The sequence below is a fragment of the Pseudomonas putida genome, assembly GCF_028682175.1.
Taxonomy (GTDB): domain Bacteria; phylum Pseudomonadota; class Gammaproteobacteria; order Pseudomonadales; family Pseudomonadaceae; genus Aquipseudomonas; species Aquipseudomonas putida_AD.
In genome coordinates, this window is record NZ_JANHKS010000046.1 from 14402 (window position 1) to 28120 (window position 13719).

Consider the following 13719-nt stretch of genomic DNA (forward strand, 5'->3'; position numbering starts at 1 on the left):
CGATTCGATGTATCAGACGCTGAAGGACTTCAACCCTTCCACACCTGCTGATTCACCAGATCCTGTGGCTTCTCGCCCAGCAACGCCGCACGCAGGTTGGCGTAGGCGCGGTCGGCCATGGCCTGGCGGGTTTCGTGGGTGGCCGAGCCGATGTGCGGCAGGGTCACGGCGTTGCTCAACTGGAACAGCGGCGATTCGGCCAGAGGCTCCTTCTCGTACACATCCAGCCCTGCACCGCGAATGGTGCCGTTCTGCAAGGCTTCGATCAGCGCAGGCTCGTCGACGATCGGGCCGCGGGCGATGTTCACCAGGATCGCGCTCTTCTTCATCAGGCCCAGTTCGCGGGTGCTGATCAGGTGCTTGGTCTTCTCGCTCAGTGGCACCACCAGGCAGACGAAATCCGCTTCGGCCAGCAGTTGATCCAGAGTGCGGAATTGCGCGCCCAGCTCCTGCTCGACCGCCGTCTTGCGGCTGTTGCCGCTGTAGATGATCGGCATGTTGAAGCCCAGGCGACCGCGTCGGGCCACGGCCGCGCCGATGTTGCCCATGCCCACGATACCCAGGGTCTTGCCGTAGACATCGGTGCCGAAATGCGGCGCTTCGATGCTGCGTTTCCAGTTGCCGGCCTTGGTGTAGGCATCCAGCTCGGCGACGCGACGGGCGCTGCTCATGATCAGCGAGAAGCCAAGGTCCGCGGTGCTTTCGGTCAGCACGTCAGGGGTGTTGGTCAGCATGATGCCGCGTTCGGTGAGGTAGCTGACGTCGTAGTTGTCGTAACCCACCGAGATGCTTGAAACCACTTCCAGCTGCTTTGCGCTTTCCAGTTGCTCGCGACCCAGCTTGCGGCCCGCACCGATCATGCCGTGGCTGTGGGGCAGCGCTTCGTTGAACTGTTCGTTCAAATCACCCTTTTTCGGGTCCGGGATGATCACGTTGAAGTCTTGCTGCAGGCGCTCGGCCATTTCCGGGGACACGCGGCTGAAGGCAAGGACGGTCTTTTTCATCGGATAGCTTCTCTCGGGCGGTTCAGATGGGAAGTGCGTAGCACGCTAACATTCTTGCGACGGGATTGGCAGGGCTGCGGCGGTTGACTGTAGGAGCGCGCTTGCCCGCGACCGCATGGTGTCAGACATCGACGGTGCGTCTGATACGCCGCCGTCGCGGGCAAGCGCGCTCCTACAAAAGCGGGCGTTATCCGTTACACCATCTCCGGCAATACATGGGTCTGCAAATCCGCCTCGTGGGCTGCCATGATTTCTGGCAGCGAGCCGCGCAGGTACTCGACCCAGGTCTTGATCTTGGCATCCAGGTACTGGCGCGACGGATAGATCGCGTACAGGTTCAGCTCGTGGGAGCGGTAGTGCGGCAGCACGCGAACCAGCGAGCCATTGCGCAAGCCTTCGATGGCCGAGTAGATCGGCAGGATCCCGATGCCCATGCCGCTGCTGATGGCCGCTTTCATCGCATCGGCCGAGTTCACCAGGAACGGCGAGCTGGCGATGGTCACGGTTTCCTGGCCTTCGGGGCCGTCGAACGCCCATTTCTCCAGCGGGAACACGGGGCTCACCAGGCGCAGGCACGCGTGGTTGAGCAGGTCCGCCGGCTTGTGGGCCATGCCGAATGCCTTGATGTAGGCGGGGGAGGCGCACACGATGCTGTAGGTGATGCCCAGGCGCTGCGACACGAACCCTGAGTCCGGCAGCTCGCTGGCCAGCACGATGGACACGTCGTAGCCTTCTTCGAGCAGGTCCGGCACGCGGTTGGTCATGGTCAGGTCGAACGACACGTCCGGGTGGTTGCGCCGGTAGCGGGCGATGGCGTCGATCACGTAATGCTGGCCGACGCCAGTCATCGAATGCACCTTCAGTTGCCCGGCGGGGCGCGCATGAGCGTCGCTGGCTTCGGCTTCCGCTTCCTCGACATAGCCGAGAATCTGCTCGCAGCGCAGCAGGTAGCGCTTGCCGGCTTCAGTCAGGGCGATGCGTCGGGTGGTGCGGTTCAGGAGTCGGGTTTGCAGGTGCGCTTCGAGATTGGAAACGGCACGGGAAACGTTGGCGGTGGTGGTGTCCAGTTGAGCCGCGGCAGCCGTGAAGCTGCCCGCCTGTGCCACGCAACTGAAAGCGCGCATGTTTTGCAGAGTGTCCATGGGCCGTTCTCTGGTGAGATGGCAAATTGTGACATGAAGTTACTGATCCATGTCAGCTATACCAATGGATTATCTTCCGTTCGGTAACAAAGATTCACAGAAGTCCCGGCTTATCGCCGTATCAGGCGCATCCTAGAATCGCGGCTCGAATCATTCCTCCTCCATTCGGGTAATTGCAGCTGTGCCGCGTCGCATCCTCAGAGGGCTCAAGCCCCTCAGTGTCTGGGCTTTAACGTTACTCATCAGCGGCTGCATTGGAACCGGCGGAATCGCCCCCCAAGACACCTCGATGTCGCCCGATTCGCTGGCGACGGACGAGGCGATCAAGGAGGCCGCCAAGGACGCCCACTGGCCAGATGGCCAATGGTGGCGCGCCTATGGCGACGATCAGCTCAACCACTGGATCGACCTCGCAGCCCTGGGCAGCCCCAGCCTGGCGATGGCCGCTGCCCGCGTGCGGCAGGCCAAGGCCATGGCCGGGATCGCCGAGTCGGCAGAATCCCTGCAGATCAACGGCGACAGCACGCTCAAGCGGCATAACTGGCCTACCGACCAGTTCTACGGCCCGGGCGAGCTGTCCAACACCAGCACCTGGGACAACAACGCCTCCATCGGCCTGAGCTATTCCCTGGACCTGTGGGGCCGGGAAAGCAACAACACCGAGCAGGCGCTGGACCTGGCGCACATGAGCGCGGCCCAGGAGCGCCAGGCGCAACTGGAATTGCAGGACAACATCGTACGTGCCTACATCCAGCTGTCGTTGAACTACGCCCAGCGCGACATCGTCGAGGCGACCCTGGCCCAGCAGCAACAGATTCTGGAACTGGCGCAGCGTCGCCTCAAAGGCGGCATCGGCACCCATTTCGAAGTCAGCCAGGCGGAAACGCCGCTGCCGGAAACCCATCGCCAGATCGACTCCCTGGATGAAGCCATCGCCCTGAGCCGCAACCAGATCGCTGCGCTCGCAGGGAAAGGGCCGGGTGAAGGCGCCTCGATCCAGCGTCCGGGCCTGTCGTTGAAGACAGCACTCAAGCTGCCATCGGCGTTGCCGGCGCAACTGCTCGGCCAGCGTCCGGACGTGGTCGCCAGCCGCTGGCGCGTGGCCGCTCAGGCCCGGGGCATTGATGTTGCGCACGCCGGTTTCTACCCCAACGTCGATTTGATGGGCAGCCTGGGCTACATGGCCACTGGCGGCGGGATGCTGGAATTTCTGACCGGCAAGAAATTCAACTACAGCGTCGGCCCGGCCATCAGCCTGCCGATCTTCGACGGCGGCCGTCTGCGCTCTGAACTGGGTGTGGCCTCGGCCGGTTACGACGCGGCGGTAGCGCAGTACAACGAAACCCTGGTGAACGCGCTCAAGAGCATTTCCGATCAGTTGATTCGTCGTGAGTCGATGAACAAGCAGCAGGTGTTCGCCGACCAGTCGGTGGCCGCAGCGCAGAAAACCTATGACATCGCCATGGTTGCGTACCAGCGCGGGCTGACGGATTACCTCAATGTGCTGAACGCGCAGACCCTGCTGTTTCATCAGGAGCAGGTGCAGCAGCAGGTCCAGGCCGCACGCCTGACCGTGCACGCCGAGCTGGTGGTGGCGTTGGGTGGTGGGTTGATGGCGGGCAATGATTCGCCGGCCGCAGACAAGATCGCCGCGCCGAAAACCCCGGCGTTGTTGAAGGTTTTCGACAAAAAATGAACAGCGCACTCAGCTGGTTCAGATCCCTGGAGTGGCGCCGTGAACTCAACGGTTGGGCGCGCAGTGACGGGGTGACGTGGGTCTACATCGCCAAGGTGTTGCTCGCGGCATTCCTGACCTACTGGGTCGCGATGCGCCTGGAGCTGCCGCAACCGCGCACGGCGATGATTACCGTGTTCATCGTCATGCAGCCGCAGAGCGGGCATGTGTTCGCCAAGAGTTTCTATCGCCTGTTGGGCACCCTGGCGGGCTCCGTGGTGATGGTCACCCTGATGGCGTTGTTCGCCCAGAACAGCGAACTGTTCCTGGGCAGCCTGGCGATCTGGGTCGGCTTCTGCTGCGCGGGGGCTGCGCGCTATCGCAACTTTCGCGCCTACGGTTTCGTGCTCGCCGGTTACACCGCGGCGATGACTGGCCTGCCAGCCCTGGCCCATCCGGAAACCGCGTTCATGGCGGCCATGTGGCGGGTGCTGGAGATTTCCCTGGGGATCGTCTGCTCGACCCTGGTCACTGCCGCGATCCTGCCGCAAAGCTCGGGCGCCGCCATGCGTAATGCGCTGTATCAGCGCTTCGGCGTTTTTGCGCGATTCGTGGTCAGCGGGCTGCGCGGCGAGACTGACCCGGCAGCGACCGAGGCCAGCAACGTGCGTTTCATTGCCGATGCCGTGGGGCTGGAAGGCCTGCGCGCGGTCACGGTTTTCGAAGACCCGCACATGCGTCGGCGCAACGGCCGCCTGAACCGCCTGAACAGCGAATTCATGAGCATCACCACGCGCTTCAACGCATTGCATCAGTTGCTTGAGCGTCTGCGACGTCGCGGCGAGACACCAGCGATACAGGCCATCGAACCCGGCCTGCGAACCCTTGCCGAATTGCTCGAACACTTCGCCGGACGCGCCCTGACCGACGCCGATGCCGCGTCGCTCGCCGCGCGCCTGAGCGTCTACAAGAGCGAGCTGCCGAGCCAGGTTCGCAGCCTGCGCGCGGAGTTCGTCAAGACCGACCCGACTGACGACGAGTTGCTGGATTTCCACACCGCCTTCGAGCTGCTCTACCGCTTCGTCGACGACATGCACGATTACGCGCAAACCCACGCCTCGCTGGCCGATCACAGCCACGAGCGTGAGAAGTGGGTCGAGCCGTTCGTCAACACCACCAACTGGATGCTGTCGCTCGCCTCGGGCCTGCGCGCCACGGTGATTCTGGGCGTGATGTCGGCGTATTGGGTCGCCACTGCCTGGCCCAGTGGCGCGACCATGACCTTGGTGTCGGCGGCGACCATCGCCCTGTCGGCCACCACGCCGAACCCGCGCCGGATGGCGTTTCAGATGGGTTGCGGCACGGCCCTGGGCGCACTGATCGGCTTCTTCGAAACCTTTTTCGTGTTCCCGCAGATCGACGGTTTTCCGCTGTTATGCATGGTGCTGGCGCCGGTGTTCGCCTTCGGCGCGTTCCTGACCACGAGGCCGCAGTGGGTGGGTGTCGGGCTGGGGCTGCTGATCTTTTTCAGCATCGGTTCGGCGCCGGACAACCTGACGGTCTACAACCCCTACGCATTCATCAACGACTACATCGCCATGGTCATCGGCATGCTGCTGTGTGCGGCGGCGGGGGCGATCATCATGCCGCCCAACAGCCGCTGGTTCTGGCGCAGGCTGGAGGGTGATCTGCGCCAGCAGGTGAGCTTCGCCATCAGCGCGCCGCTCAAGGGCATCCGTTCGAACTTCGAGAGCCGCACCCGCGACCTCATGCATCAGGCCTACGGGCTGGCCGCTGGTAAACCCGAGGTGCAGCGCAACCTGCTGCGCTGGATGTTCGTGGTGCAGGAGATCGGCCACGCGATCATCGAACTGCGCCGCGAGCAGGACGCCTTGCCGGTGCACCCAAGCTACGCCGAATCCCAGGCCTGGCGCCAGGCGATCCGCGCCATGGGCCGTTCGCTGGTGCGGCTGTTCATAGCTCCCGATCGCCACAACCTGGCGCGCAGCCTGTACGCGGTGGACCACGCGATCATCTGCGTGCAGAACACCGACGAGCCGTTCGCCCCGCACTTCGATACCTCGGCACTGCGGCGGGTCAAGAGCTACCTGCACTTCATCCGCACCTGCCTGCTCGACCCGCAATCGCCACTGGCCGCCTACGCGCCGGCCCAAGCCGCGCAAGGACTTTTCCATGCCTCGTGAAATCGCCTTCCACGGCGTTTACATGCCCACCGTGACCGTCATGTTCCTGGTGGCCATGGTGCTCGCCTGGGCCCTGGACCGCTTCATGTCCGGGCTCGATCTGTACCGTTTCTTCTGGCATCCGGCGCTGCTGCGTCTGAGCCTGTTCAGCTGCATTTTCGGCGCGATGGCGCTCACTGTTTACCATTGAGGTGCATGGTTCAAAGATGAAAAAGCTTTTCAGCCTGATCGCCACATTGTTGATCCTGGCCCTGGCCATCTGGATCGGCCGGTTGCTGTGGATTCACTACATGGACACCCCCTGGACCCGTGACGGGCGTGTGCGCGCGGACGTGATCAACGTGGCGGCCGATGTCAGCGGCGTGGTGGTCGAAGTGCCGGTCAAGGACAACCAGCCGGTGAAAAAGGGCGACCTGCTGATGCAGATCGACCCCGAGCATTACCAGTTGGCGGTCAAGCAGGCCGAAGCGATGGTGGCTTCACGCAAGGCCACCTGGGAGATGCGCAAGGTCAACGCGGCGCGCCGCAAGGACATGGACGCGCTGGTGATTTCCGCGGAAAACCGCGAAGACGCCTCCAACGTCGCCAACTCCGCCCAGGCAGACTACCAACTGGCGGTGGCGCAACTGGAAGCGGCGCAGTTGAACCTGCAACGCACCAAGGTGCTGGCGGCGGTGGATGGCTACGTCACCAACCTCAATGTGCATCGCGGTGACTACGCGCGCATCGGTGAGGCGAAGATGGCGGTGGTGGACCGCAACTCGTTCTGGGTCTACGGCTTCTTCGAGGAAACCAAGCTGCCCCACGTCAAGATCGGCGACCCGGCTGACATGCAGTTGATGAGCGGCGAAGTGATGAAAGGCCACGTCGAGAGCATCGCCCGGGCGATCTACGACCGCGACAACCCGGAAAGCCGCGAACTGATCGCCGACGTCAACCCGACCTTCAACTGGGTGCGCCTGGCCCAGCGCGTGCCGGTACGCATCCATCTGGATAACGTACCGGACAGCGTGGTGCTGGCGGCGGGGATTACCTGCACGGTGATCGTCAATCCGCAGTAATCATGTGTTGATGCTGCCGGTTGAACGCTAGCCTCCGGTTCTATTGAGCGCCTTCAAGGGGTGGAAGGGGTAAGGGCGCAGGTGCTTGAGCTGTGCGAGTACCTTGCTGGCCACCTGATGTTGTGACACCAGGGAATAACTCTTGCCCAGAAGCTTGCGGGCCAGCGGCCCGACTATTTCAACAAGGGCCGCCAGCAGGGCCGTATCGTAATGTTCTGCGGCTTCCTGGGGCGTGTCGGCTTGAGCGCCTCGTACCACTTGCAGCGCCGCTGAGGTCTGGCCCAGCAGAAAGGACACCAACATACGTGCCGCCACGTGTGTTCCGCCGGTCAAGGGGAGCGTGGCGGCGAGGGAGAGTGCCTGAAGCATGAACACGCCGACCGTCAGCAATTGGTCGGTCAACCGTTCGCTGTCGGTGGACACCAGCGTGTCGATATCCGAGAGCATCCGCTGGATCCGCAGCGCGTGGAGCGCCTCGAAGGGCTCGTTTGCCTTGTAGAACCACAGGGGCGGCAACTCCGCAAAGCTGCGGTTGCCCGGCACACTGACGAATCTGAGTTGGTCGTGGCCTGGCTTGATCTGCTGGTAAAGAGGCATGCGCTGCAGAACCAGACGACGCAGTTTCGGCGATGTGGTGACGAAGTGGTAATGACTGATGAACTCGGTGGGCAATGGCACGACTGCGTCGGCTTCGTCGGCACCGAGGAATATCATCAGGCTGTCGGCTGAGCGGTCATTCTGCCAGCGCAGTTGCAGGCATTGCGTCACGTCCACGCGGGTGTGGCGGGACTGGTAACGCACCAGCTCCAGAACCGTTGCGCTGCCGCCATATGCATTGGCCAGTTTCTTATGAGCTGCGCTGATGCCAGCCCGCCTGGCGAACCGTTCCAGTCGCTGGCGGACCTCTGCCCTGGCCTGCAGTGTGAGCAGGAACTTCGCGTTGGGCGTGCCGAGCCGGGTGCGCACGCTGGCCTGATAGCTCGTCTGCAGGTTTGCCGACTCAAGGGCCTTCGTCAGGTCCGGCGGGTAGTTTTTGGGCCAGTTGATCTCTACATCGGTGAATGCAGCAAGATCCTTTTGGTAAGCATCGGTGACGATCTCGTCGAGCGGGAAACTCTTGCGCTCCCGTCGCGATGTGACCGTGCCGCTTCCCGTCAGGCCCAGATTGGAATGACGCTGACGAAAGCTGACCGAGATTGGGGTGGTGGAGTTGATCTGTTCCTTGAGGCCCGGGGGGGCCGTGGAGCGATCAATCAGCTTGCGTATCGCATCGTGGATGTATTGCACAGGGTTCAGAAGCGCCGGGTCGTAGACGTCATCGATGAGGGCGATCATCTCATCGGTGAGTTGGTTCAGTTCCGCGTCGCTGAGTTCAGGCTCGAGTTGCCGGGTCGATGCCTCGGGTTCGGCGGCACGAGCGCTTTTATCGGCAGGTGGAGGAGGAGATTTCATGGTGTCTTCCTTGACAGTTGCCAGCCTCACGGAGAGGCCTTTTGGATAAGCCCGTTTTCAGGGCGACTGAAGGAAGTATCGGATCATGGCGGGCTATTTTCTGTAGCCCGTTTCTTCAAGTTCATGGGTATTCGGCGTCAGCCTAGATACCCTGATTCGCCGGGTGGGATTGCTTCTCAAAGAGGGCCTTGAAGCTTGAAACGCTTGCTCAGAATCCGTTCCAGCACGGCCTTGGGCAGCAGGCGTGCCATCAGCGGCAGTGCCCGGCTACCGTTGCCGGAGCGCAGCAGGCGCGGCGGGTTGGGCTTGCTCACTGCGGTGAGCACGTCCCGGGCGAAGTCGCTGGCGGGAGTGGGGTTGGTTTGCGAGGCGTTGGCGCGGGCGCGGATGCCTTCGCGCAGCGGCCACCAGGGTGAGCCTTCCTGAATGACCTGTTCGGCTTCATGGCTGGCGTTTTTCGCGAACTGGGTGTCGATGGCGCCGGGCTGCACTTCCATGACCTTGATGCCGAATGGCGCAAGCTCCATGCGCAGGGCGTCGCTCATGGCCCCCACGGCGGCTTTCGATGCGCAGTAGGCGCCGCCGAACGGCGTGACCAGCACCCCGGACACGCTGCCGATGTTGACCACCAGCCCCTTGTTTTTACGAAGCAGACCGAACAGCGCGCGGGTGACGCCGACGATGGAAAATACGTTGGTCTCGAACTGCCTGCGCATGGCCTCGACACCGCCGTCGAGCAGCGGGCCGATGCCGCCGTAGCCGGCGTTGTTGATCAGTACGTCCAGCCCTTTGTCATGGGCTTCCAGTTGCTCGGACAGGCGGGCGAGGGCAGCGCTGTCGTTGACGTCCACTTGCACGGCGGTGAAGCCGGCAGCGGCCAGCACCTGGACATCCGCCGGCTTGCGCGCTGTCGCCCAGACCTCATGGCCGGCAGCCTTGAAGGCGTCGGCCATGGCGCGGCCGATGCCGCTGGAGCAACCGGTAATCAATACGACGGGCATGGGATTCGTTCCTTGAACAATGAGAGGGCTCAGCCGGAGAAAGTGCCTTGCAGGCGCTCGGCACGAAACTCCAGGGTCTGCGCGCGATAGCCGTTGCGCAGCGGCGGCAGCGGGAGGCAATCCTGCCACTGGCTGCCGGGCAGCAGTTCACCCGGGCCACGGTAGCGTGGGGCGGTGTAGGTGTCGTCGGCCAGGTTCACGGTGTCGCCGGCTGCGTAGGCGGCGACTTTCCAGCGCAGTTCCTGCAGGGGGACGTCGTTGCCGTTATCGATCAGCACCAGCAAGGGGCGGCCGACCGGGCATTGTTGCGGCGCGTAGCTGATGCGCAACTGCAGTCGCTCCAGACGCTGGGCGTCGCGTTTGTCCTGCCAGACCACGATACCGGCCACGATGGCCAGGCCGACCGCTGCCGCCAGGGATACCGGCAACGCCTTGGCCGGGTAGCGCAGCAGCAGGACCAGCCAGGTGAGGATCAGTACGGCGCCGATGATCATGTGTTCGGTCTCGCGAATGCAGATAGAAGCATCCTACCGAAAGGTGGGCCGGGTATCGAGGGGCCGTGCTGCTACGGGAGGGTGGGGCAAAAAAAAGCCCCGGCCCACCTTCTGCGGATGGGGGATACGCAGGAGGCGGGCTGGGGCGTTGCAAAGGGTGTTACAAGAACATCAACGCGCGATGGTCTGGGTTCTCACACCTGCTTCGATGCCAGGGGTGGAACGGCCGTAAACGTCTTCGAAACGCTCGATGTCGTCTTCGCCCAGGTAGCTGCCGGACTGCACTTCGATGATTTCCAGCGGGATCTTGCCCGGGTTGCGCAGGCGGTGAACCGAGGCGATCGGGATGTAGGTCGACTGGTTTTCAGTCAGCAGGAACACGTTCTCGTCGCAGGTGACCTGCGCGGTGCCCGATACGACGATCCAGTGTTCGGCGCGGTGGTGGTGCATCTGCAGGGACAGGCTGGCGCCCGGCTTGACCGAGATGCGCTTGACCTGGAAGCGGCCGCCCATGTCCACCGAGTCGTACGAGCCCCACGGGCGGTAGACTTCCAGGTGGTTCTGGGTTTCGCTGCGGCCCTGCTCGTTGAGGGTGTTGACCATCTGCTTGACGCCCTGAACCTTGTCCTTGTGGGCGATCATCATGGCGTCCTTGGTCTCGACCACCACGATGTTGTCCAGGCCGATCACGGTGACCAGTTTGCCGTTGCCCTGAATCATGCAGTTGCGGCTGTCCTGGATGACCACGTCGCCTTTGGTGACGTTGCCGTTGTCGTCTTTGTCATGCACTTCCCACAGCGACGACCAGCAGCCGACATCGCTCCAGCCCGCATCGAGCGGCACCACGCAGGCGCGCTGGGTTTTTTCCATGACTGCGTAGTCGATGGAGTTGTCCGGGCAGCAGGCGAAACTGGCCTGGTCCAGCTCGATGTTGTCACCGTCGTGCTTGCTGCGCTCAAGGGTCAGCAGGCAGTTGTCGTAGATGTCCGGATCGTGCTTTTTCAGCTCTTCGAGGTAGCGGCTGGCGCGGAACAGGAACATGCCGCTGTTCCAGTAGTAACCGCCGGCCTCGACGAATTCCTGGGCGCGTTTTTCGTCGGGCTTCTCGACGAATTGTGCGACGCGGCTAACGCCTTCTGGCAGCAGGGCGTCGGCGGTGGACTTGATGTAGCCGTAGCCGGTTTCAGGCTTGGTGGCCGGGATGCCGAACAGCACCATTTCGCCACGCTCGGCGGCAACGGTGGCCAGGGCCAGTGCGCGTTGCAGGGATTTCTGGTCGTCGATGACGTGGTCGGCCGGCAGCACCAGCATCAACTCGTCACGGCCTTCGTTGGCCAGCATCATGGCGGTGATCGCCACGGCAGGTGCGGTGTTGCGACCGAACGGCTCCATGATGATCGCCTGGGTGTCCAGGCCCAGGCCGTCCAGTTGCTCGCCGACGATGAAGCGGTGGTCCTTGTTGCACACCACGACCGGGTGCTGCATGCCTTCGAATTGCAGACGCTCGAGGGTCTGCTGGAAGAGCGTGTGTTCACCGGTCAGTGCCAGGAACTGTTTCGGAAACTGTTTACGCGAAAGAGGCCAGAGTCGGGAACCGCTGCCACCTGACAAGATCACTGGAATCATTTTGTTTCTCCAAAATTTCGATAGCGTTTGTTTGGGCTATACGTCGGTTATGTCTGTCGTTTCGGGTTTTTCTAGTTGTGCTGATTCCTGTAGGAGTGAGCTTGCTCGCGATGGGGTAGTGTCAGTCGACATCTCAGCGTCAGAAGGGACGCCATCGCGAGCAAGCTCACTCCTACAGGGGGTTAACCGTTTCGGCTTACTGCGTCGAAGTCGGGCGCTTGACCCAGACTGGCGACAGGTTGCTGCCGTTGCCGGTGACGTACAGCACTGCTGCTTCACCGCGCTCCAGCGCCACTGGCTTCAGGTCGCTGACTTTCTTGTCGCCGTCGAACAGCGCGAAGCTGACCTTGACCGGGTTGATTTCACGCTCACCGGTGCCCTTGGCTTTGACCGAATCGACCACGGCGGTCTTGCCGTCGGCGGTTTTCAGGGTCAGGGGCTTGTCGCTCAGGTTCTGCACGCGCACCAGGGACTTCTGCTTGTTCTTGAACGGCGGCTCTTCAACCAGTTGCGGTGCGCCGGAGGTGTTGTTGACGATGGTGTAGTAGTGATCGCTTGCCAGTTTCACCGGCAGGGTGTTGCTGCCGATCTTGGCGCTGTAGTCGCCTTGCGGCATGAAGCTGAAATCACTGCTGGCCAGCGGGCCGATTTCGTTGAGGCTGGTGTTGCCCACGCTCGCGCTGATTTCGGCATTGCTGGCGTTGTAGACACGCACGAAGGTCGAGCCTTTCGGTGCGGTCGGGCCGTACAGGGCAGCGTCGCCACCGGCGAAGGCGGAGAGGGAGACGAAGCCCAGGCTTGCGGCCAGGACGCAGGTTTTCAGAAGACCCGATTTAGTCGAACGGGTAGGCATGGTCTGCATAGTCATGTGAGGATTCCTCTCAGTTTTGCGCCCGGTTGGGCGATTCGGAGTTGTTGGCGTTCTGCGCCAGATTTTGTTGTGGGTCACGAGCCTTCTTGAGTTCGGCGATCCACTGCGGATCGAACTCGGTCAGGTCGTTGTGAGCGGGCAGGTAGCGCTCCGGGAATTCCCAGATGAGCACCTGCGGCGGGCTGCTCTTGAAGGCGTCGGTCTGCAGATACTTGAGCATCGGCAGGATCGGGCCATGGCCGTCTTCGGCGTAATTCACCACGTCGCTGTGCAGGGCCTGTTTCAGGGCGCCGGCAAAGTTCCAGTTGGGGTTGGCGCTGTAGCTGGTGCCGACCAGGCCGACTGCCACCGAGTTGTCGGCGAACAACGCATCGCCACCGTCACCCTCGGATTGCGCCGGGTTGGTGCTGCGCTGTTGCAGATCGTCCGGCTTGGGCAGCAGGTTGCTGAACAGCGGATCGAGCGGCAGGAAGTTGGTCAGGTCGCCCTTGTACGGCGCGCTGGATTTGGCTTCGGTAACGAAAGTCTGTGGGTCGCCGCTGAGCGGGGTCTGTTTGGAGATCGCCTCGCCCAGTTGTTGTGCCACGACTTCTGCGCCCATCGGCGTCCAGTGGGTATCAGTGCGCAGGAACACCTGGCCCTTGTCCTTGGCGCTTTGCAGCGGCGCCAGCAGGTCAGGGGCGAAGATGCCGGCCTGATTCACCTGGGCGTGGAATTGCTGGTACAGGTCGGTGTGCAGCGCGGACGGCTTGGTGTCGCCGACGTGTTCCGGGTACAGACGGGTCTTGGCCGGAACGATGGCCAGCACCAGTTGCGTGCCGTGGGCCTTGAGGGTGTCGCGCACGCCCTGGATCAGCGCCAGGTTGTCCGCTTCGTTCTGCTCGCCGTTGGCTACCGCGTCGAACTCCTCGTCGGTGTACAGCCACTGGTCCTTGCCCAGAACCACGCCCGGGCGGCCTTCGTTGAAGACCTTGTAGTCCAGCGCTGCCCAGAGGTTGGTGCCCAGGCGCTTGATCGGGAACTCGTCGTCGTAGTGGGTTTCCACGGCCTTGGTCCAGTGACCGTTGAGCACCGTGGTTTCCTTGGACGTCGAGAAGCCGACGAAGCTGCGCAGCGACCACAGGCCCAGCGCCAACAGGATGGCCAGGAACAGGAAGATGTAGAGGAAGCGTAATGAACGGGTCATGTC

12 protein-coding genes are annotated in these 13719 nt (G+C 62.7%); 4 read left to right on the top strand and 8 right to left on the bottom strand.

The features are described from left to right. Positions 1 to 29: 29 nt before the first annotated feature. Entirely contained in the window at positions 30 to 1004 is a 975-nt protein-coding gene (locus NPS29_RS23430; RefSeq protein ID WP_274135462.1) for a 2-hydroxyacid dehydrogenase, read from the bottom strand. Positions 1005 to 1198: 194 nt separating this feature from the next. Further along, positions 1199 to 2146 carry a LysR family transcriptional regulator gene (locus NPS29_RS23435; protein WP_274135463.1) on the bottom strand — a complete coding sequence of 316 codons (948 nt, stop codon included), beginning with the start codon at positions 2144 to 2146 and terminating at the stop codon, positions 1199 to 1201. A 181-nt stretch (positions 2147 to 2327) separates the two neighbouring features. Here NPS29_RS23435 and NPS29_RS23440 point away from each other — a divergent pair, with 181 nt between their 5' ends. The 4 genes from NPS29_RS23440 to NPS29_RS23455 are packed head-to-tail and all read left to right on the top strand — an operon-like array spanning position 2328 to position 7086. Then, complete coding sequence (locus tag NPS29_RS23440; protein WP_274135464.1) at positions 2328 to 3842, top strand: efflux transporter outer membrane subunit; 1515 nt, start codon at positions 2328 to 2330, stop codon at positions 3840 to 3842. Further along, on the top strand, positions 3839 to 6025 hold the full coding sequence (locus tag NPS29_RS23445) for an FUSC family protein (protein ID WP_274135465.1): 2187 nt from the start codon (positions 3839 to 3841) through the stop codon (positions 6023 to 6025). Before NPS29_RS23440 ends, NPS29_RS23445 begins: the two co-directional genes overlap by 4 nt. Continuing rightward, complete coding sequence (locus NPS29_RS23450; protein WP_274135466.1) at positions 6015 to 6215, top strand: DUF1656 domain-containing protein; 201 nt, start codon at positions 6015 to 6017, stop codon at positions 6213 to 6215. Before NPS29_RS23445 ends, NPS29_RS23450 begins: the two co-directional genes overlap by 11 nt. A gap of 16 nt (positions 6216 to 6231) precedes the next feature. Continuing rightward, positions 6232 to 7086, top strand: a complete 855-nt coding sequence (locus NPS29_RS23455; protein WP_274135467.1) for an efflux RND transporter periplasmic adaptor subunit — start codon at positions 6232 to 6234, stop codon at positions 7084 to 7086. 27 nt (positions 7087 to 7113) lie between these two features. Here the strand turns inward: NPS29_RS23455 and NPS29_RS23460 are convergent, their stop codons facing one another. From NPS29_RS23460 to NPS29_RS23485, 6 genes are all read right to left on the bottom strand, one after another. Next, on the bottom strand, positions 7114 to 8538 hold the full coding sequence (locus NPS29_RS23460) for a hypothetical protein (protein ID WP_274135468.1): 1425 nt from the start codon (positions 8536 to 8538) through the stop codon (positions 7114 to 7116). Between the two features lie 176 nt (positions 8539 to 8714). Then, on the bottom strand, positions 8715 to 9539 hold the full coding sequence (locus NPS29_RS23465; protein ID WP_274135469.1) for an SDR family oxidoreductase: 825 nt from the start codon (positions 9537 to 9539) through the stop codon (positions 8715 to 8717). Between the two features lie 29 nt (positions 9540 to 9568). Beyond that, positions 9569 to 10033 carry a multidrug transporter gene (locus tag NPS29_RS23470; RefSeq protein WP_274135470.1) on the bottom strand — a complete coding sequence of 155 codons (465 nt, stop codon included), beginning with the start codon at positions 10031 to 10033 and terminating at the stop codon, positions 9569 to 9571. A 171-nt stretch (positions 10034 to 10204) separates the two neighbouring features. Continuing rightward, positions 10205 to 11659 (bottom strand): mannose-1-phosphate guanylyltransferase/mannose-6-phosphate isomerase, encoded by a 1455-nt coding sequence (locus NPS29_RS23475; RefSeq protein WP_274135471.1) that lies wholly within the window; start codon positions 11657 to 11659, stop codon positions 10205 to 10207. Positions 11660 to 11855: 196 nt separating this feature from the next. Further along, complete coding sequence (locus NPS29_RS23480; protein WP_274135472.1) at positions 11856 to 12527, bottom strand: alginate O-acetyltransferase AlgF; 672 nt, start codon at positions 12525 to 12527, stop codon at positions 11856 to 11858. Between the two features lie 13 nt (positions 12528 to 12540). Beyond that, positions 12541 to 13716 (bottom strand): alginate O-acetyltransferase, encoded by a 1176-nt coding sequence (locus tag NPS29_RS23485; RefSeq protein WP_274135473.1) that lies wholly within the window; start codon positions 13714 to 13716, stop codon positions 12541 to 12543. Positions 13717 to 13719: the final 3 nt, after the last annotated feature.

Bases quoted from the DNA above. Each gene is read 5' to 3' on its own strand.
- NPS29_RS23430 (WP_274135462.1), bottom strand. From the start codon at position 1,004: ATGAAAAAGACCGTCCTTGCCTTCAGCCGCGTGTCCCCGGAAATGGCC.
- NPS29_RS23435 (WP_274135463.1), bottom strand. From the start codon at position 2,146: ATGGACACTCTGCAAAACATGCGCGCTTTCAGTTGCGTGGCACAGGCG.
- NPS29_RS23445 (WP_274135465.1), top strand. From the start codon at position 3,839: ATGAACAGCGCACTCAGCTGGTTCAGATCCCTGGAGTGGCGCCGTGAA.
- NPS29_RS23450 (WP_274135466.1), top strand. From the start codon at position 6,015: ATGCCTCGTGAAATCGCCTTCCACGGCGTTTACATGCCCACCGTGACC.
- NPS29_RS23455 (WP_274135467.1), top strand. From the start codon at position 6,232: ATGAAAAAGCTTTTCAGCCTGATCGCCACATTGTTGATCCTGGCCCTG.
- NPS29_RS23460 (WP_274135468.1), bottom strand. From the start codon at position 8,538: ATGAAATCTCCTCCTCCACCTGCCGATAAAAGCGCTCGTGCCGCCGAA.
- NPS29_RS23465 (WP_274135469.1), bottom strand. From the start codon at position 9,539: ATGCCCGTCGTATTGATTACCGGTTGCTCCAGCGGCATCGGCCGCGCC.
- NPS29_RS23470 (WP_274135470.1), bottom strand. From the start codon at position 10,033: ATGATCATCGGCGCCGTACTGATCCTCACCTGGCTGGTCCTGCTGCTG.
- NPS29_RS23475 (WP_274135471.1), bottom strand. From the start codon at position 11,659: ATGATTCCAGTGATCTTGTCAGGTGGCAGCGGTTCCCGACTCTGGCCT.
- NPS29_RS23480 (WP_274135472.1), bottom strand. From the start codon at position 12,527: ATGACTATGCAGACCATGCCTACCCGTTCGACTAAATCGGGTCTTCTG.
- NPS29_RS23485 (WP_274135473.1), bottom strand. From the start codon at position 13,716: ATGACCCGTTCATTACGCTTCCTCTACATCTTCCTGTTCCTGGCCATC.